The following is an 18,855-nucleotide window of genomic DNA, read 5'->3' as shown; positions in this document are numbered from 1 at the left end:
CTTAACCCTCCGCCAAAATATCGGTGTACAATTCATCGACCGACGGTTCGGGGCTTTCCTTGGCGAACTCGGCACTGTCATTCACGATTGTCTTGATTTCCTTGTCGATCGCTTTCAACTCATCCTCAGAGGCGTGTTTGCCCGTCAGCAACATCTGGCGCACATGTTCGATTGCATCGCGTTCCTCGCGCATTTTCTGCACCTCGTCGCGGGTGCGGTATTTGGCCGGGTCCGACATGGAATGGCCCCGATACCGGTATGTTTTCACTTCCAGAATATAGGGCCCCTTGCCCGCACGGCAGTGCGCCACGGCCTTCTCTCCCGCCGCTTTCACGGCCAGAACATCCATGCCGTCTACCTCTTCGCCCGGAATGCCATAGGCGGCACCGCGTTCCCAATAGCTGGGCGATTTGGTGGATCGTTTGGTGGATGTGCCCATGGCGTACTGGTTGTTTTCAATCACGAACACCACCGGCAAATCCCACAGCTCGGCCATGTTATAGGTTTCATAAACCTGACCCTGGTTCGCCGCGCCATCACCGAAATAGGTAAACGTCACCCGGTCATTCCCCAGATATTTATCGGCAAAGGCCAGCCCGGCGCCAATTGGCACCTGAGCGGCAACAATCCCGTGACCGCCGTAAAAATGTTTCTCTTTCGAAAACATATGCATACTGCCGCCCTTGCCGCGCGAATATCCACCTTCGCGCCCGGTCAGTTCGGCCATCACACCTTTGGGGTCCATGCCGCAGGCCAACATATGCCCGTGATCGCGGTAGGACGTGACCCGCTTGTCGCCTTCTTCCGCGGCGGCCTCCAATCCAACGACGACCGCCTCCTGACCAATGTAAAGATGGCAAAACCCACCAATCAGTCCCATGCCGTATAACTGGCCGGCCTTTTCCTCAAACCGCCGAATCAAAAGCATTTCACGGTAAAAATGCAGCAATTCATCCTTGCTTACATTGGGTTTGGCGGCGGATTTCTTGGTGGCCATAACGGCGGCTCCTCCCCGGGGCGTGTGGGTAGTTCAGTGTTAAACTATTCCACGATACACCGGATAACAACATCCGCAAGGGGGGGTCAGCGCAGAACAACCTCATTTGCGCGCACAACGCCCAATACATCGCGCGCCTGTTCATCGAGAAGATCAAGATCAAGATACTTGTCCGACATCCGCCGCGTCCGGTTTTCAAGGGCGCTCAGTTCGGCATCCAACAGCTCAAGCTCGGCGCGCAGGCCCTTGGCCTCGGCATTGATCTGCACGCGCTGAAACAGGCCATAATCGCCCTGTACGCTGGCAAAGGTAAAATAGGTGCCCAAAACAAAAGTCAGGGTGAAATAAATCGCCACGCCAATGGCGGGCCGTCTGCGATTATGTGTCATGTTCTGCCTCATGGCGCCTCTTGCGGGCGCGGTTGTTATTTTATGCCACACAATTGCGCCGCTGTGAATCCCCCGGTAACGCAAAGCGCAAAAAGGGCGGCCCAATTGAACCGCCCTGTTTTTTCTTGCTAAAAATATCCAAATTCAACGCCTGCAAAATCCACAGGCGTTTGGATTATTCAGCGCCTTTGTAAATATTGATCAACTTGTCCAGCATCGCCAAGGCATCGTCGCGATCACGCTGGAACGAATTGCGCCCGATGATCGAACCGTTGCCACCACCATCGCGGATCGCGCGGGCATCTTCATAGACCGAATCGGCGCCTTTTTTGGCTCCACCCGAAAATACGATCAACCGGCGACCGTCGAATGCAGACTGCACACAGTGTTTTACGCGCGCGGCTTGGGTTGATACGTCGATGCCTTGCTCTTCATACACCTTTTTCGCTTCGGGCAGCATCAGATGATCGGTGCCCAGTTTGATCTTGATGATATGCGCGCCCAAAAGTGCGGCCATATGCGCGGCATAGGCGGCCACGTCGATGGCGGTTTCACCGTCTTTCGTCACGGCCTCACCGCGGGGGTATGACCAGATCACGGTCGCCACGCCCTTGGCGGCGGCCTCTTTGCGCATCTCGGTGATTTCTTCCATCATGTCGATGGCCATGTCCGAGCCTGGATAAATAGTGAACCCGATCGCCGAACAACCAAGGCGCAGTGCGTCATCAACCGATGCTGTGACCGCTTGGTTTTTGCCTGCCGTGCCAGACATCAAGGAATTGGCGCTGTTCACTTTCAGGATTGTCGGGATTTGCCCGGCAAATGTGTCGGCACCTGCCTCAAGCGGGCCCAGCGGCGCGGCATAGGCATTCAGGCCCGCATCAATCGCCAATTGGTAATGATAATGCGGATCATACGCAGGCGGATTGGGCGCAAAGCTGCGCGCCGGGCCATGTTCAAATCCCTGATCGACAGGCAGGATGATCATCTTGCCGGTGCCCTTCAGCTTGCCATGCATCAGCATCTGGCACAGCTTGGCTTTCACGCCGGGGGTTTCGCCTTCGTAATTGGCAAGAATATTTCGGACGGCGCGCGAGGCTTTCATGGGATCGCTCCTGTATCAATTGAATTCTATGACAGTGCCATAGGGCGGCGATCACAGCGGCGCAACGTTGATGGCGCTAACACCATGCTGCACCATCATTTTTTCAGGCCAAATGTTGGTTTCGTGCGAAAAACCGCACGAAACCACTCGGGGGTGCGCAATCAGTTTTGGCCAAACCGCGCGGGCAGATCCTGACCCAGCCATGCCTGCATCGCCAGATCGGCGGCGGCGGCTTCGATCTCGGCCCAGGCGGCCTGACCGGCGGCATCGGCCATGCGTGCCCGTTCGTCGATCTGTTTCAGAATGTCGCGGCTTTCGCTGTCACCGGCCGCCGCGCCCATCAACGCCCATAGCGTGGCCACCGAATAGGACCGGACGCGCCCGATGCCCGACAACCGCCCGATGGCTTCATCCCGCATCAACGCCACCGATTGCAGCGCCTCAAGCGGGTGTTCGACATCGCCCAGCACTTGGGTCTGGATATCCAACACCTGATCAAATGGCAGCACGCCTTCCAACCGGTCCAACCGCGCGGCAGCACCGATGCGGTTGCCTTCGCCCGCCACCAAGGCCCAGCGATAGGAGGCCGCCGGATCACGATGTTCCAATGCGGCCGACAATTCCAATGCGGCGTCGTCATCGCCGGATTCGGCCAGACGTTGCAAAATTGCAGCCCCCGCGCCGATATTGCGCGGCGCCCCGATGCCGCTGGTCAACGCCACTCCGACGCGCAACAGATCGTCATCGTCCAATTCTGCCGGTGCCTCGTCAAACGCCTGTTGTAACAGGGCCGCAGGCACCGTGCCGCGCGCTGGCGCGGCGGCCAGGGTCAGGCGGGGTTGCAGATCGGTAAAAGCCTGGGCCGGATCGCTTTCATATGTCTTGAAATCCACGAACACGTCATCGGTGGTTGGCCAACCGGTTTCCAACACCAATTTGGCCGGGTTTTCCAGAAATAGCGGCAGATTGGTTTTGATTGAATCAATAAAGGCCACCTGTGCGTCGTTCAATTTGCTGGTATCGTCGGGCGCATCCGTGGGCGCGGCGGCGCGGTTCATCCCGGCCAGGATCTGGCCAATCATCCCCTCAATCACCATCGGCGCCTGGGCCGGATCGACAAAGGGTGGCGGGATCAATGGTTTGGCGGCTTCGTACCCGCCCAGATTTTCAACCGTAACCGCAGCATGGCGCAGGTAAACGACCGGTTCGGGGTCTTCCATGTCTTCATGGCCCCGGAACCAAAGATAGGATAGATCGGCGGTGATATCGACCGCCGCAACCCCATCAATCTGCGTATAGGCGTGAAGATCGGCCTCGGCTTGGGCGATGTCGTATTGCATGTCGATGGTCAGACGGGGCACGCGCACATCCTCCAGTCCGATCATCGCCACCATACCCCGTTGATCCGGCGGCAAACAGTCAGACGCCACATTCATGCCTTGGGCCTGTGCCTTCAACCTCATCAGATCGGGGCGGTTCAACGGTGCGGCGCGGATGGTCACGCGATCAAATTCAATCGCGCAGGAACCGTCTGCATCCCAATCCAGCGTTGGCCAAAGGGTCAGATCGCTGAGCGTTACCTGACCCACGCGCAAATCCACCGCCATCGCGCCATATTTTAAATCAATCTGGGTGCGCAGGGCCATGATGCCGGTCTGCACCACCCGTTGCACCAGATATTCAGGTTTCAACAGATCCCACAGGCTGGGCGCGCCCTGGGCCGTGGCCGCCAGCGGAGCAAGGGTAAAGACAGCGACGGTAGAAAAATGAAAAATACGCATGGTGCAAATCCTTTCAAATATCTCTGAAAGGATTTGACCGTGTGCCCGGTTTAAAATCAAGTCTGACGGGCCTTACCCGCCCAATGCGGCAACCCCGGGCAGGGTTTTGCCCTCCATCCACTCCAGAAACGCGCCGCCCGCGGTCGAGATATAGGTAAATCTGTCGGCGGCGCCTGCCTTGTTCAGGGCGGACACGGTGTCACCGCCCCCAGCCACGGAAATCAACGCCCCATTGGCCGACAATTCTGCAGCGCGCGCAGCGGCGGCATTGGTGGCACTGTCAAACGGCGCAATTTCAAAGGCGCCAAGGGGGCCATTCCAGATCAGGGTTTTGCAATTTCCAAAGGTGGCGTTGATTTTCGCCACCGTATCTGGCCCTGCATCCAGGATCATCGCATCCGCCGGACAGGCATCAGCAGGCAGGGTTTCATTTTCCGCTCCGGCCTTGAATTCACGTGCCACGACGATGTCGGTGGGCAGAATGATCTCGCACCCGGCGGTTTCCGCCTTGGTCAGAATATCGCGGGCCGTGTCGGTCATGTCATGTTCGGCCAGCGATTTGCCAACATTGATGCCTTGCGCGGCCAGAAATGTATTGGCCATGCCGCCCCCGATCACCAGATGATCAACCTTGGTGACAAGATTGCCCAACAGATCCAGCTTGGTTGAAACCTTGGCGCCGCCCACCACGGCGACAACCGGGCGTTTGGGTTGGCCCAATGCCGCCTCAAGCGCACCAAGCTCGGCCGCCATGCCGCGCCCCGCGCAAGACGGCAGCAAACGCGCAATACCTTCGGTGCTGGCATGGGCGCGGTGGGCGGCGGAAAACGCATCGTTGCAATAAATTTCGCCCAACGCAGCCAACGACGCGGCGAATTTTGCGTCGTTTTGTTCTTCGCCGGGGTGAAAGCGGGTGTTTTCCAACAACAAAACCGCGCCTTCGGGCAAACCCGACACCGCCTTTTTCGCCGGGGCGCCAATGCAATCACTGGCAAAATGCACCGGCACGCCAAACGCTTCGGCCAAGGCGGGCACCAGCGGTTCAAGCGACATTTCGGGCACGACCTGCCCCTTGGGGCGGCCATAATGGGCCATCAATACTGGTTTGCCACCTTTGGCCAGAATATCGCGCACCGTGGGGATGATCCGGTCAATCCGGGTGCTGTCGGTCACCACGCCGTCTTTCATCGGCACGTTGATATCCACCCGGGTCAGCACGATCTTGCCGGTCAGGTCCTTGTCGTCGAGTGTTTTCCAGCCCATGGCGCACGCTCCTTGTTCATATTTGATACTGTTGTCGCGCCCCGTCTCGGTAACGTCAACAGCTATGCCCCGGTTTCGGCTTTTCACAGCGCCTGTCGCGCATTAGACAGGCAGCAACGTTATGCTGAAGAGGAGCCTGATATGGCCGAGATCAAAGACCCCGAAAATACGATCCTGATCGAACTGAAGAATGGCACCGTCACTGTCGAGCTTTTGCCCGATGTCGCGCCAAAGCATGTCGAGCGGATGAAAGAACTGGCCCGCAGCGGTGCCTATGACAATGTTGCCTTTCACCGGGTGATCAGCGGTTTCATGGCGCAAACCGGCGATGTGGCCAATGGCAACATGGAAAAGAACTTCAACCTGCGCAGTGCGGGCACAGGTGGGTCGGACAAGCCCGATCTGCCGGCCGAGTTTTCGAAACTGCCCCATGATCGCGGCACCATCGGCGCGGCGCGCAGTTCAAACCCGAACAGCGCCAATTCGCAGTTCTTCATCAACTTTTCCGACAATAACTTTCTCAATGGTCAATATACCGTCTATGGCCGGGTTATTGAGGGGATGGAGCATGTCGATGCCATCGCCAAAGGGGAACCACCCGCATCCCCCGACCGGATGATCAGCGTGAAAGTGGCAGCAGATGCTTAAATCAGCGCTCGTTCTGGCCCTTTTGGCCGCCAGCCCGGCGGCAGCGACCGGCCTGAAAATCGAAGTCTCAGGTCAGGCCAATGGCACCGTGACCATTGATCTGTTCGAAGATGTGGCGCCCGCCCATGTGGCGCGGATCACCCAACTGGCCCGCGATGGGGCCTATGACAACGTGGTGTTTCACCGCGTGATCGAAGGGTTCATGGCCCAGACCGGCGATGTGCAGTTTGGCAAGGTCGATGGCGAATTGCGCAAGGCCGGCACCGGCGGGTCGGACAAGCCCGATCTGGCGGCCGAATTTTCGGACCGTAATTTTGACCGGGGGGCCATCGGAATGGCCCGGGCCGCCAGCCCGAACAGCGCCAATTCGCAGTTCTTCATCATGTTCGCACCAGCCCCGCATTTGAACGGCCAATATACGGTTGTGGGTCAGGTGACCGATGGCATGGATGTTGTGGATCAGATCAAACGCGGCGCCGGGCAATCGGGTGCCGTTGCCTCGAACCCTGATGTTATGACATCTGTAACAGTCACCAACTGAAATCGCTCTGGCCCGTTCCTTTTGGAGCGGGCCAGAGCCGGGTTTGACCAAACGGAGCGGGCAAGCCCGCATTTGATTATTTGATTGGCACCCGTGGCGGGCAGCGGGGCATGCAATACCCGGCCCGCCCTTGGGTCAGGTTCCGCAAAACGTCTGGGTGACCGCTTCGTCCTTGCCCGGGGGGGCTGCGAACCCGGGGTGGTCGGCAAAGGGCGTTTGCAGCGCTTCGGTCAGGGTATGGAACGCCACCAGATCGCCGTTCAGCCCGGCGGCAATCGCCTGTTCCACCCGATGATTGCGCGCAATGATCGCGGGGTTGACCCGCGCGATCAGGGTCAGGGCGTCATCAACGCTGCGCCCTTCACGCGCCAGGCGCGTCTGCCATACCTCGGCCCAGGTGTCATAGGCGGTGGGATCGGTGAACTGATCGCGCGCCTCTGGCTTGCCCAATGCGCGGAATGTATTGGTGAAATCCGCCTGACCGTGGGCCATGCGATCCAGCAGCGATTGAATAAGCTCGGGGTCGTCCTGTTCCGGGGTGGTCAGGCCCAGCTTGGCGCGAAATGTATCCTGCCAGGCTGTGGCGAACAGCGCCGGAAAACGATGCACCGCCTCGGTGGCGCGTTCAATGGCGGCCTCACGTTCGCCAAGCAGCGGCAAAAGCGCGGTGGCCAGTTGCGCAAGGTTCCAAACCGCAACGTCGGGCTGCCGGGCATAAGCATAGCGGCCATTGTGATCGATCGACGAAAACACGGTTTCGGGGTGATAGGTATCCATGAACGCGCAGGGGCCGTAATCGATGGTTTCGCCAGCAATGCTCATGTTATCGGTGTTCATCACCCCGTGGATAAATCCAACGGCCATCCATTTGGCAATCAGCATGGCCTGTGCCTCGATCACCGCATTCAACAGGCCCAGTGGCCCGTCGGCCTTTGGGTAGTGGCGGGCGATCACGTGATCGCACAGGGTTTGCAATGCTTCGACATCCTGCTTTGCCGCGAAATACTGAAACGTTCCCACACGAATATGGCTGCGTGCGATACGTGTCAGCACAGCGCCGGGATAACGGCGTTCGCGCATCACAACCTCGCCCGTGGTAACAGCGGCCAAAGCGCGGGTGGTGGGGATGGACAGCGCGTGCATCGCCTCGCTGACGATATATTCGCGCATCACCGGGCCAAGCCAGGCGCGCCCGTCGCCCATGCGGGAATAGGGGGTTTGCCCCGACCCTTTCAGTTGCAGATCAAACCGCCCTTTGGGTGTCATCAACTCGCCCAGCAATACGGCGCGCCCATCGCCCAGTTGTGGCGACCAGCCGCCAAACTGATGCCCGGCATAAACCTGTGCCAAAGGCTCGGCCCCCTCGGGCACCGCGTTCCCGGCCAGAATGGCCAGACCATCGGGGGCAATCAATTCCGCCGGATCAAGGCCCAGCTCCAACGCCAGTTTGGTGTTCACCCGCATGATCCCGGGTTTGGCCACCGGGCTGGGCGCCTGACGGGTGTAAAACCGTGCCGGCAACCGGGCATAACTGTTGTCAAAGTTGAACTGTGGCGTCATCGCAATATCCCCCGTTGAACGATACCTAGGCCGGGCCGCCCCCGGTTTCCACCCCGGCGCGGCGCAACACCGCGGGCAGCGGGCCTGTGCAACCGCGCCAACAAGCGCCAGACAAAATATCGTGTGCAGGCCTTGGCCCGCTCCGCGTGGTCACAACAGGCGGGTCATGATCGTGTGGCTGGTGCGGGCTGCAAACCCGAGGCGGCGGCAGAACACCAGGGCGCGGGGGTTGGCGTGTGCCGCATCCATATGCAACGCCCGCACCCCGTGCTTGGCCAGCACGGATGCCAGCGCGCTGACCGCCTCGCCGCCCATGCCGCGCCCGCGCACGGCAGGGCGGATGTAAAGCTCGGCAATGGTGCCGGTCGGCCCGCCCAGATCCAAGGCATAGCCAAAGGAAACCAGCGTATAACCGACCGGCGCGCGGGGCGGGCCGATGAAATAGAACACAGCCGCCGGCAGGCCCTCCAACAGGGCGGGCAGGGCCGTGGCCACCGCGTCGGTGCTGTTGCCCACCTCTTCGTGAAAGGCGGTGGCCATGTTCAGCGCGCGATCATGGTCCTCTTGGGTGGCGATCCGCAGGGTGACGCTCACAAACGGGCCAGCCGCGTGGTCAGCAGATCGAAAAACCCGCCCGCATCAATATCGCCGATGAACAGGGCGTTTTTGGGGCGGTCGGTGATGCCCCACCAATCGGCCACGGTCATCCCCATGGTCAGTTCGGATGTGGTTTCAATCTCGACGTTGATGTGGCGCCCGCGAAACAGGTCGGGCTGGATGAGATAGGCCGTGACACAGGGGTCGTGCAGTGGCGCGCCTTCGCTGCCGTATTTCTCTTTGTCGAAGCGTTCGAAAAAGTCGGTCATCTCGGCCACGGCATCGCCCACGGGCGTGGCGATGTCGCGAAACGCGGCGGTGCGCGCCGGTGTCACCAAGGCCTTGTGCGTCACATCCAGTGGCATCACCACCAGCGGCACGCCCGATTGAAACACGATTTTTGCAGCGTCAGGATCAACATAGATGTTGAATTCAGCTGTTGGGGTGATGTTGCCCACTTCGAAATAGGCCCCGCCCATCAGGATGATTTCGGCGATCTTTTCGGCAATTTCGGGGGCGCGGGTCAGCGCGGTGGCAAGGTTGGTCAGCGGCCCCAGCGCGCACAGGGTCACGGTGCCGGCCGGTTCGCGGCGCAGGGTATCGATGATGAAATCGACGCCGTGCTGATCTTGGAGCGTCATCGTCGGGTCGGGCAGGGTGGGGCCATCCAGCCCGGTTTTTCCATGCACATGTTCGGCGGTGACCAAGGGGCGGTTCAGGGGTCTGTCACAGCCCGCAAACACCGCCACATCGCGCCGCCCGGCCAATTCACAGACGATGCGCGCGTTCTTTTGGGTCAGCGCCAGCGGCACGTTTCCGGCCACGGCGGTGATGCCCAACAGGTCAATCTCATCCGGGCTGGCCAAGGCCAGCAGAATCGCGACGGCATCGTCCTGGCCGGGGTCGGTATCGATAATTATCTTGCGTGGGGCCATGTCGCTGGCGTCCTTATATTGAGGTGTCGTTATTGGCTCAGCGCGTCCAGCACCCGCGCCCAACTGCGAATGCCATGGTGAAAGCTGCGCAGATCATATTTTTCGTTGGGCGAATGGATGGCGTCGTCATCTTTGCCAAATCCGATCAGCATGGAATCCATTCCCAGGATTGATTTGAAATGGCCCGCAATCGGGATCGAACCGCCGCCGCCGATATAGGCCGCCTCGTTTGGCCATTCCGGCGACAGGGCGTGACGGGCCAGATCAAAGGCGGGGTCATCAATGCTCATCTGGCTGGCCTGGGATGCGCCGTGGTCTTTCCAGGTCGCGGTGCAATCGGGCGGCAGTTGGTCTTCGACCATCTGGCGAAATGCCTTGCGGATCGCGAGCGGGTCCTGGGTGCCGACGAGGCGGAAACTGATCTTTGCATGGGCCTGTGACGGCAGCACGGTTTTGAACCCGTCGCCCTGATACCCGCCCCAGATGCCGTTCACCTCGCACGTGGGGCGCGCCCATATTTGCTCTAACGCTGTGCGATCCTGTTCGCCTGCGGGTGTTGAAAGGTCCACGGCGCCCAAAAAGGCATCGGCGTCAAATCCCAATTGTTCCCACTGGCCGCGCAATTGCCCCGGCAATTCGGGCACGCCATCGTAAAACCCGGGAATCGTGATCCGGCCTGTGTCATCGTGCAATCCGGCGATGATGCGCGACAGGACGCGGATCGGGTTGATCGCCGGGCCGCCGTAATATCCCGAATGCAGATCACGGTCTGGCCCGGTGATGGTTAGCCCTTCGCCCAGCATTCCACGCAACATGGTGACGATGGCCGGTGTGTTGTCGTCAAACATGGCCGTGTCACAGATCAACGCAAGATCGGCGGTCAGCTCGTCCTTGTTTTCCTCCATGAATGGCACCAGCGAGGGCGATCCGCTTTCCTCTTCGCCCTCAAAGAAAAATGTGATGTTTCCGGGCAATTCGCCATGCACGGCCTTCCAGGCGCGGCAGGCTTCGACAAATGTCATCAACTGGCCTTTGTCATCTGCAGTCCCGCGGCCGCGAATGACCTTGCCCTTTTCAGTGTCTTCGATCCGGGGATCGAACGGATCGTTGTCCCACAGGTTCAGGGGGTCAACGGGCTGTACATCATAATGACCATAAAACAGCAGATGCCGCCCGCTGCCTTTGGTGTGGCCCACCACCATGGGGTGACCGGGTGTTGTGCGTTTTTCGGCGCTTACACCCAAGCTGCGCAGATCATTAACCAACCAATCGGCAGCGCGGTCACAATCGGCGTTATAGGCCGGGTCGGTCGAAATCGACGGAATGCGCAACAGATCCATCAACCGGTCCAGAGATTGCGGCAGATCGGCATCGATTTGGTTCAGAACAGCGTCAAGCGAATTGGCAGAAGGCATGGGAACTCCAGATTGAAGGGTTGCGCCGACAGTAACAATTGCGCGCGCACTGTCCAGCGGTGCCGCCGCCGGGGTGGTTTTTTTGATTGGGTGGCGTTAAAAGTCAGGCAAATTTTTCGTAACCGGAGCCCTTGTGATGCGTCGTTTTGCCTGTGCCGCTGCTATTTTTTCCGCTTTTGCAATGCCTGCCGCTGCGCAGACTGTCGATGGTGCCACGGCAAAGCGGGCGCTGTTTTCGGAGCGGGGTGTCACGATCACGCTGTTCAACCTGCCGCAACTGTCGCAGAAAGATAAACTGGTGCTGGCCGAAGTGGCCAAGCAACAGAAATATTATGGCGCGGTCGCCATTTCCCCCGACGAAGGTTTGATGGCCGAGGCGACATTGGCCGCGGCAAATTATCATTCGATCAAACCTGCCGAACGCGCCGCAAAGGCCGCCTGTGACAAGGCCCGCAAGCCCGGCAGCGCCCGCTGTGTAATCGCGGCGCATATCCTGCCCAACAAGCACACGGCACGGGCGCTGCAACTGTCGGTGGATGCGACCGAAGGGTTCAACAAGAACTGGGCCGGGGGTGGGCCGAAGGCGTTGGCGATTTCGCCGGCAACCGGAGAATGGGCCATGGCCAAGGGGCCGGGTGCGGCGGATGCTGCGAAAAACGATTGTAACCGGACCGCCAAATCGCGCGGCGCAAGCGACTGTGTCGTGGTGATTGCGGAATAAATCCTGCTCGGTGCTTCGGGTGGTACATAAAGAACCCACTGCAGGGATTTGATTTGAAAGAATAAAGTTTTTATTTGGTCTGATCGCCCCTGCGGTGCAGGGCGCAAATCCCGCCCGCCGGGGTTCGATAAACGAAATGTTGCAACTCAGGAAACCGGCTTAACGCGCTGCGATTGCGCGAAAAAACGCCAAAAAATGCGGTGGATACGATTTCTGCGTATGCATTGCCGGGAACACTGTGATAACAAGTTCGAAACAGGCGCGCGAACGAATCGCGCGAAGCGGCGGTAAACGGGGCAGTAAATTTGGTGGGCAAGATGATCCGACGTTTTCGGACGCCAGTAGTCGTAGAAGAAGAAAAGCCTAAGGGTTTTGATGATTTCGATCTGCGGCTGGGCGATGTGATGCGTGGCGAACGGGCCACGTTGGGCAAATCATTGCTGGATGTCCAACGCGAGCTGAAAATCAAGGCGACATACATTGCGGCCATCGAAAATGCCGATCCCGATGCGTTTGAAACGCCCGGATTCATCGCCGGTTATGTGCGGTCCTATGCCCGCTATCTGGGGTTGGACCCCGAGTGGGCTTACAAGGCGTTCTGTGCCGAAGGCGGGTTTGAAACCGCCCATGGCATGTCGCATGCGGCGTCATCCAAACGCACCGAAACCCGCACCGCCGACAGCCCGCGCCGCGATCCGTTTGCGGAATCCACCGTGCTGTTTTCGCAGGAGCGGCACAGCTTTTTGTCGCGGATCGAACCCGGCGCAATCGGGTCCAGCGCGGTGTTGCTCGCGCTGATCTGTGGCATTGGCTATGGCGGTTATTCCTTTTTGACCGAGGTTCAGAAGGTTGAATTTGTTCCCGTTGATCAGGCCCCCGGCGTTGTGTCCGAACTTGACCCGTTGATCGGTGTGGGGGCTGTGATGCCCGTGGGGAACGATGCCGTCGCCGGTGTGACCTCGGGCGAGGATAACGGATTTGACCGGCTGTATCGTCCACAGGCGTTGGATGTGCCGGTGATGGTGTCGCGCGATGCGCCGATCTCAACCCTTGATCCGCGTGCGGGTGGGGCGATTGCATCTGATACCGTCCTGTCGCGTCGCGACAGCGAAGTGGCCGCCCTGACCGTGTCGGATCTGGTCAGCACACCGGGATTTGGCGCGGTCGATCTGGCCGTTGAAACGCCCCAGGTCGTGGCCGACAACGTGCCCGAAGTCGTGCTGTTTGCCGTGCGCGAAAGCTGGGTACGGGTGCGGGCCGCCGATGGGACCGTTATCTATGAAAACATCATGAACAAGGGCGACCGTTTCGTGATGCCCCAAACCGAAGAGGCGGCCACGTTGCTGACCGGCGAATCCGGTGCGATATACTTTGCCGTCAACGGTGATGCGTATGGCCCGGCCGGGCGCAATGGCCAGGTGACAAGGAATCTGAAATTGGCAGCCGATAGCCTGCGCAACCAATATCAGCTTGCCGATTTGGAAAAAGACGGCGATCTGGCGACGGTGGTGGCGGATGCCTCGCTTTTGGCGCCGGTCGAAGAATAACTGCAAACCGTTGCGCTGCGCCGCGCTGTCACCTATTTGTAATTGCAAACCAGACTGACAAAGGGCCATCCCATGTCGTTGAATCAAGTTCGCCCCTGGCGGAATATATACCGCCGGACATCCCGTCAGATCATGGTGGGAAATGTGCCCGTGGGGGGCGACGCGCCGATCACGGTGCAGACGATGACAAACACCCCAACCACCGATGCCCGCGCTACCATCGCCCAGATTCAGGCCTCGGCCGAGGCGGGGGCAGATATCGTGCGGGTTTCCGTTCCCGATCAGGACAGCGCCAAAGCGATGCGCGAAATCGTGCGCGAAAGCCCGGTGCCTTTGGTGGCCGATATCCATTTTCATTACAAACGCGGGATTGAGGCGGCCGAGGCGGGCGCAGCCTGTTTGCGGATCAATCCGGGCAATATTGGCGATGAAAAGCGGGTAAAAGAGGTTATTCGCGCCGCGCGTGACAACAATTGTTCCATACGGATCGGCGTGAATGCCGGCTCGCTTGAGCGGCATTTGTTGGAAAAATATGGCGAACCGTGCCCCGATGCCATGGTTGAATCGGGGCTGGATCATATCAAGATCCTGCAAGACAATGATTTTCACGAGTTCAAGATCAGCTGCAAAGCGTCTGATGTGTTCATGGCGGCCGCCGCATATCAGCAATTGGCCGATGTGACCGACGCGCCGATCCATCTGGGCATCACCGAAGCGGGCGGTTTGACCAGTGGCACGATCAAATCCGCCATCGGGCTGGGCAATCTGTTGTGGATGGGCATTGGCGATACGATTCGTGTGTCCCTGTCTGCCGATCCGGTGGAAGAGGTGAAAGTAGGGTTCGAGATCCTCAAGTCCCTTGGCTTGCGGCACCGCGGGGTGAATATCATTTCCTGTCCGTCCTGTGCGCGCCAGGGGTTTGATGTGATCAAAACCGTCGAGATTCTGGAACAGCGTCTGGAACATATCAAAACGCCGATGTCGCTTTCGATTATCGGCTGTGTGGTCAATGGCCCCGGTGAGGCATTGATGACCGATGTGGGCTTTACCGGTGGCGGCGCCGGATCGGGCATGGTGTATCTGGCCGGTAGTCAGAGCCACAAGTTGAACAACGATCAGATGATTGATCACATTGTCGAACAGGTCGAAAAACGGGCCGAAGTGCTGGAAGCCGAGAAAGTTGAAGCCGACCGCGCCGCGGGATAACCGCCCGGATCGTCAGGTATTTCAGCGCGCTATTTGTATGGCGCGCGATCTGGGTCTTTCACAAAGGCCGGGTGTGATTCCGACCTTTGCGAACATGTGATGTCTCAGCTTTCCTCGCGCAGGGCGGCGACGATTTCTTCCATGTTTTCCAATGGGACATACCCGCGCACCATCTGATCGCCAAACACAAAGCTTGGCGTGCCGTTGATGTTCAATCTTTGGCCCAAGGCGCGGTTGGCCTGAATGATCTGGGTGATTTCAGGGTCCGACATTTCGGTGATGATCGCATCGGTATCCAGCCCCGCATCATCGGCCAACGCGCGCAGGCTTTCGGTGGTGACATCGCCGCGCATTGTCATCAGGGCGTCTTTCATTTCGCCATATGCCTCATCTCCGGCAATGCGACGGGTCGCGATGGCAAATTGTGACGCGGTAAGTGATTGATCGCCCAGGATCGGAAATTCCTTTACGATCAGGCGAATGTTGCCATCACGGGCCAACAGTTCCGACACCTCTGGGTGGGCGCGTTTGCAATAGCCGCATTTGTAATCCATGAATTCGACGACGGTGATATCGCCCTCCGGATTGCCACCGACCCAAGAATTTTCATCGTTGAACAGCGCCTGTGCATTGTTGATCAACAGCTGTTGGTCGTTCATCGTTTCGGCCTGTGCCTGGCGTTTTTCCAGAACGGCGATGGCTTCCATCAACACCTCTGGATTTTCCAACAGATAAGACCGCACTTCGGCGCGAAATTCCTGCCGTTCGGGTTCGGACATTTCGGCGTGGGCGGGCAAAACCAACGCCGTGGAAAGAGTGAGGGCAGCAAGGGCAGGGCGGATCATCAACGTCTCCTTTAAAATGTTGCCTGTAACATCGCAGAGCGGTGCGCGGTGGCAAGGGGGCTGGCGCGTTCTCACACAGGTTTGTTTGACATCTGCCATTGACGGCAGGTTTTTGCGCGGCCACCAAGGGCAAAAGAGGATACGACATGAGACACAGCAACCGCAGCAATGTAGACCCGTTCATCGTGATGGATGTGATGGAACAGGCCCGCGCCGCCGAAGAGGCCGGCCGCCACATCATTCACATGGAAGTGGGCCAGCCCAGCACACCAGCCCCCGCCGCCGCCCGCGCCGAATTGAGCCGCGCAATGGAACAGGGCGCGTTGGGATACACCGTGTCCCTTGGCCTGCCGGAACTGCGCGCCCGGATCGCGCGCCTGTATCATGATTGGTATGGCGTCGATCTGGCGCCCGAACGGGTGGTGGTGACATCCGGATCATCCGCCGGATTCCTGTTGGCATTTACCGCGCTGTTTGATGCCGGTGAACGGGTTGCCCTTGGCAACCCCGGCTATCCGTCCTATCGCCAGATCCTCAAGGCGCTGAGCCTGGAACCCGTGGGCATCGAAACCACCCCCGAGGCGCGGTATCAACCCACCCCCGACAGCCTGCCCGATGATATCGCCGGGCTGATCGTGGCATCCCCCGCCAACCCGTCGGGCACGATGTTGAACAAATCCGATCTGACCGCCCTGATCCACGCGGCGCAGGCGCGCGGTGCGGCGTTTGTGTCGGATGAAATCTATCACGGGGTTGAATACGAACAGCGCGCGGTCAGTGCGTTGGAGATCAGCGATGATGTGTATGTCATCAATTCGTTCTCAAAATATTTCTCGATGACCGGCTGGCGCGTTGGCTGGATGGTGGTGCCGCCCGATCATGTGCGCCGGATCGAACGTCTGGCGCAAAACATGTTCATCTGCGCCCCCCATGCCAGCCAGATCGCCGCCCTGGCCGCGATGGAATGTGACGATGAATTACAGGCAAATCTGGCGGTTTACGCCAAGAACCGGCAATTATTGATTGATGGGTTGCCCAAGGCGGGGTTTGCCACCTTTGCCCCGCCCGATGGCGCGTTTTATATCTATGCCGATGTGTCGGATATCACCGATGACAGTCTGGCCTTTGCTGCCGAGATTTTGGAGCAAGCCGGGGTCGCCGTGACCCCGGGGTTGGATTTTGATCCGGCGCGTGGGGCAACCATGCTGCGGTTTTCCTATGCCCGGTCGACGGCGGATATCACCGAAGGGCTGGCGCGGCTGACCGCCTTCATGGCCGCGCGTCAGTAATCGGATACCAAAAGGTGCAGGGGGGCCACGTCTTCCTCGATGGTGGCAAACCTGCCGATGGGGTGTTCGAACACATTGTCGGTCTTGTCATCGTTGACGGTTGAGACTTCACCAATCAGGCAATCACCCTTTTCGGCCCAGAATGCGTGCCAGATGCCCGGCATCAATGTCACGCTTTCGCCGGGTTTCAGGCGCAATTTACCCCCGGCGGGCAGGGTGACAGGCAGGCCATCGCACGGCACTGTGACCGCGGACTGGCGATCAATGCCGCCTGTCGCATCGGGGGCGAACAATTCGATGATCAAATCGCCACCGCCGCGATTGATGATATCTTCGGCCTTCAGGTTGTGACGGTGCATCGGTGAAAGCTGATTTTCCCGGCTGATCATGATCTTTTCGGCATACAGCATCCCCTTGCCCCTGGCCAAATCGCGATTGTCGCCGTTTCGTGTGGTAAACAGAAACAGGCCCATCTCATCAAATTTGCCAGCGCCATAATCGGTGATGTCCCATCCCAGACCGCGGGTGTGAATATCGCTGTCTGTTGCCGCGCGCATCTTTTCCGGCGTCCAATAGGCAAACGGCGGCAGGATAAACCCGCAGGAGCGGATAAAGGCATCGCCCTGTTGCAGTATGTCGTTGACGGTTGAGCGTTTCATCGTCGCCTCCTGTTTCAAAATCGAAACGTGTCGTGGCGCAGGCTTGGTCAGTGCTGCCGGGTCGGCAAATCCGGGCGGCCAACCTTTGCAAACGGTGCCGTGCCGTAACGTAACTTTGGCCAGACCGCTTTGATCACTGGCCCCATGTCTGAGCGATAGTTATATAAAGTTTGGCGCAATTGGTATGGTCATTTTGCTGGACACGCTATTCGACTGCCGGGAAATGTTTCGGGATTTTACCCTGACAATTGTTGCTGGTTCGGGGATAGAACCCCCGGAAACTAGAGGACTGTTTTGAATTTTCGAAGCATTTTGTTGGAAACAATCTGTTTTTAGCGAAATACCTAAAATTCTGTTCAAAGCGGTGTATCTGAGTTGGATGGCGCGTGGGGTGCCGTTCATATTGCTGCTGCCGTCAGGGTGTTGCCTGACACGCTGTTCGCGCCCGCGCCTGGTACGCCGTGGGCTGGTTTGGTTTCGTACTGTGCTGTCGTCAAAGTTTGCCGATCAGCAAGAGGAGGGCCTGGGGTGAAAGATTATTCAAACGAGACCATCGCGCTTGGTCCGTCAGGCGGCGATATCGCCCAGAATAATTCTGCTGTTCTTGCAATGTTTGCACCGGCCAAACCCCGCACACCTGTGCGTGTTCCTGCGGGTACCGATCTTTTGCGCCCCAATGAACCGGCCCCGTTGCCGGGCTCTTTTGCCTACCGTGCCTTGGGCAAACGGATCCTTGATATCTTGCTGGTTCTGATGACGGCACCTCTGACCCTGAGTGTGGTTTTGATCTGTGCGCTGGCGTTGTGGATCGAGGGCGGCAATCCGTTTTACCGTCAGGATAGACTGGGCGTTGGTGGGCGGCGGTTTTCAATTCTGAAACTGCGCACCATGGTGCGCGATGCCGATACCATTCTGGCGCGCTATCTTGAGGCCGATCCCGCCCTTGCAGAAGAATGGCGAACAACCCAAAAGCTGAAAAATGATCCCCGTATCACCCGTATCGGCAGCATTTTGCGCAAGACATCGCTGGATGAGCTGCCGCAATTCTGGAACGTGCTGCTGGGCGAGATGAGTCTGGTTGGCCCGCGCCCGATGATGCCCGACCAATTGGAAATGTACGGTGATCCGTTTGTCTATTTCGCGATGCGCCCGGGCATAACCGGATTTTGGCAGGTGTCCGCGCGCAATGAAAACCATTTCTCGTTCCGGGCCGAGATTGACGCGCAGTACCACAGGAAAATGTCGCCGCTGTGTGATCTGGGTGTGATGCTGCGCACGGTTGGGGTGATGATGCGCCGCACCGGATATTAGGCGATTTCCGCTTGCCAAAGCGTGGTCGCAGGGGCGCCACAGGATC

The 18,855-nt window shown here is 58.8% G+C and carries 18 protein-coding genes; 7 read left to right on the top strand and 11 right to left on the bottom strand.

Going from position 1 to position 18,855, the window contains the following annotated elements; translation table 11 throughout:
* Window position 1: 1 nt before the first annotated feature.
* The 5 genes from pdhA to C8265_RS10980 all read right to left on the bottom strand — a co-directional run bounded on the left by pdhA (window position 2) and on the right by C8265_RS10980 (window position 5,535).
* Window positions 2-997 carry a pyruvate dehydrogenase (acetyl-transferring) E1 component subunit alpha gene (gene pdhA / locus C8265_RS11000; RefSeq protein ID WP_108484058.1) on the bottom strand — a complete coding sequence of 332 codons (996 nt, stop codon included), beginning with the start codon at window positions 995-997 and terminating at the stop codon, window positions 2-4.
* A gap of 86 nt (window positions 998-1,083) precedes the next feature.
* A complete protein-coding gene (locus C8265_RS10995; RefSeq protein WP_108484057.1) occupies window positions 1,084-1,386 on the bottom strand; it encodes an FtsB family cell division protein in 303 nt (100 codons plus the stop codon).
* Between the two features lie 175 nt (window positions 1,387-1,561).
* Window positions 1,562-2,491: a class I fructose-bisphosphate aldolase gene (locus tag C8265_RS10990; RefSeq protein ID WP_108484056.1), complete on the bottom strand. Its 930-nt coding sequence runs from the start codon at window positions 2,489-2,491 to the stop codon at window positions 1,562-1,564.
* 161 nt (window positions 2,492-2,652) lie between these two features.
* On the bottom strand, window positions 2,653-4,272 hold the full coding sequence (locus C8265_RS10985; RefSeq protein WP_108484055.1) for an SEL1-like repeat protein: 1,620 nt from the start codon (window positions 4,270-4,272) through the stop codon (window positions 2,653-2,655).
* Between the two features lie 72 nt (window positions 4,273-4,344).
* The gene (locus tag C8265_RS10980) at window positions 4,345-5,535 is read right to left on the bottom strand and encodes a phosphoglycerate kinase (RefSeq protein WP_108484054.1); all 1,191 of its coding nucleotides are present in this window, start codon (window positions 5,533-5,535) and stop codon (window positions 4,345-4,347) included.
* Between the two features lie 141 nt (window positions 5,536-5,676).
* Between C8265_RS10980 and C8265_RS10975 the strand changes: the two genes are divergently transcribed.
* Both C8265_RS10975 and C8265_RS10970 read left to right on the top strand, forming a co-directional pair.
* A complete protein-coding gene (locus tag C8265_RS10975; protein WP_108484053.1) occupies window positions 5,677-6,183 on the top strand; it encodes a peptidylprolyl isomerase in 507 nt (168 codons plus the stop codon).
* Window positions 6,176-6,724: a peptidylprolyl isomerase gene (locus C8265_RS10970; RefSeq protein ID WP_108484052.1), complete on the top strand. Its 549-nt coding sequence runs from the start codon at window positions 6,176-6,178 to the stop codon at window positions 6,722-6,724. Before C8265_RS10975 ends, C8265_RS10970 begins: the two co-directional genes overlap by 8 nt.
* Window positions 6,725-6,859: 135 nt before the next feature.
* On the opposite strand, the gene C8265_RS10965 is transcribed toward C8265_RS10970, so the two are convergent.
* The 4 genes from C8265_RS10965 to C8265_RS10950 form a co-directional block, all read right to left on the bottom strand.
* A complete protein-coding gene (locus C8265_RS10965) occupies window positions 6,860-8,284 on the bottom strand; it encodes a protein adenylyltransferase SelO (RefSeq protein WP_108484051.1) in 1,425 nt (474 codons plus the stop codon).
* A 150-nt stretch (window positions 8,285-8,434) separates the two neighbouring features.
* On the bottom strand, window positions 8,435-8,878 hold the full coding sequence (locus tag C8265_RS10960) for a GNAT family N-acetyltransferase (RefSeq protein WP_108484050.1): 444 nt from the start codon (window positions 8,876-8,878) through the stop codon (window positions 8,435-8,437).
* Complete coding sequence (locus tag C8265_RS10955) at window positions 8,875-9,816, bottom strand: nucleoside hydrolase (protein WP_108484049.1); 942 nt, start codon at window positions 9,814-9,816, stop codon at window positions 8,875-8,877. The genes C8265_RS10960 and C8265_RS10955 overlap by 4 nt, the downstream gene beginning before the upstream one ends.
* A 29-nt stretch (window positions 9,817-9,845) precedes the next feature.
* Window positions 9,846-11,231 carry a M20/M25/M40 family metallo-hydrolase gene (locus C8265_RS10950; protein ID WP_108484048.1) on the bottom strand — a complete coding sequence of 462 codons (1,386 nt, stop codon included), beginning with the start codon at window positions 11,229-11,231 and terminating at the stop codon, window positions 9,846-9,848.
* A gap of 136 nt (window positions 11,232-11,367) precedes the next feature.
* Here C8265_RS10950 and C8265_RS10945 point away from each other — a divergent pair, with 136 nt between their 5' ends.
* The 3 genes from C8265_RS10945 (at window position 11,368) to ispG (ending at window position 14,705) form a co-directional block, all read left to right on the top strand.
* Window positions 11,368-11,952: a 5-aminolevulic acid synthase gene (locus C8265_RS10945; RefSeq protein WP_108484047.1), complete on the top strand. Its 585-nt coding sequence runs from the start codon at window positions 11,368-11,370 to the stop codon at window positions 11,950-11,952.
* 317 nt (window positions 11,953-12,269) lie between these two features.
* Entirely contained in the window at window positions 12,270-13,499 is a 1,230-nt protein-coding gene (locus tag C8265_RS10935; protein WP_108484045.1) for a helix-turn-helix domain-containing protein, read from the top strand.
* Between the two features lie 72 nt (window positions 13,500-13,571).
* Complete coding sequence (ispG, locus tag C8265_RS10930; RefSeq protein WP_108484044.1) at window positions 13,572-14,705, top strand: flavodoxin-dependent (E)-4-hydroxy-3-methylbut-2-enyl-diphosphate synthase; 1,134 nt, start codon at window positions 13,572-13,574, stop codon at window positions 14,703-14,705.
* A 104-nt stretch (window positions 14,706-14,809) separates the two neighbouring features.
* Here the strand turns inward: ispG and C8265_RS10925 are convergent, their stop codons facing one another.
* Window positions 14,810-15,550 (bottom strand): DsbA family protein, encoded by a 741-nt coding sequence (locus tag C8265_RS10925; RefSeq protein WP_108484181.1) that lies wholly within the window; start codon window positions 15,548-15,550, stop codon window positions 14,810-14,812.
* A 146-nt stretch (window positions 15,551-15,696) separates the two neighbouring features.
* On the opposite strand from C8265_RS10925, the gene C8265_RS10920 reads away from it, so the two are divergent.
* A complete protein-coding gene (locus tag C8265_RS10920) occupies window positions 15,697-16,839 on the top strand; it encodes a pyridoxal phosphate-dependent aminotransferase (RefSeq protein WP_108484043.1) in 1,143 nt (380 codons plus the stop codon).
* Here C8265_RS10920 and C8265_RS10915 read toward each other — a convergent pair.
* On the bottom strand, window positions 16,833-17,498 hold the full coding sequence (locus tag C8265_RS10915) for a D-lyxose/D-mannose family sugar isomerase (protein ID WP_108484042.1): 666 nt from the start codon (window positions 17,496-17,498) through the stop codon (window positions 16,833-16,835). The genes C8265_RS10920 and C8265_RS10915 overlap by 7 nt on opposite strands.
* Before the next feature lie 528 nt (window positions 17,499-18,026).
* Here C8265_RS10915 and C8265_RS10910 point away from each other — a divergent pair.
* Complete coding sequence (locus tag C8265_RS10910) at window positions 18,027-18,809, top strand: sugar transferase (RefSeq protein WP_240611048.1); 783 nt, start codon at window positions 18,027-18,029, stop codon at window positions 18,807-18,809.
* Window positions 18,810-18,855 lie beyond the last annotated feature (46 nt).

Origin of the sequence: Oceaniglobus ichthyenteri, from assembly GCF_003057885.1 — a bacterium.
Taxonomy (GTDB): Bacteria; Pseudomonadota; Alphaproteobacteria; order Rhodobacterales; family Rhodobacteraceae; genus Oceaniglobus; species Oceaniglobus ichthyenteri.
This window is presented reverse-complemented; position numbering and strand designations above follow the sequence as displayed.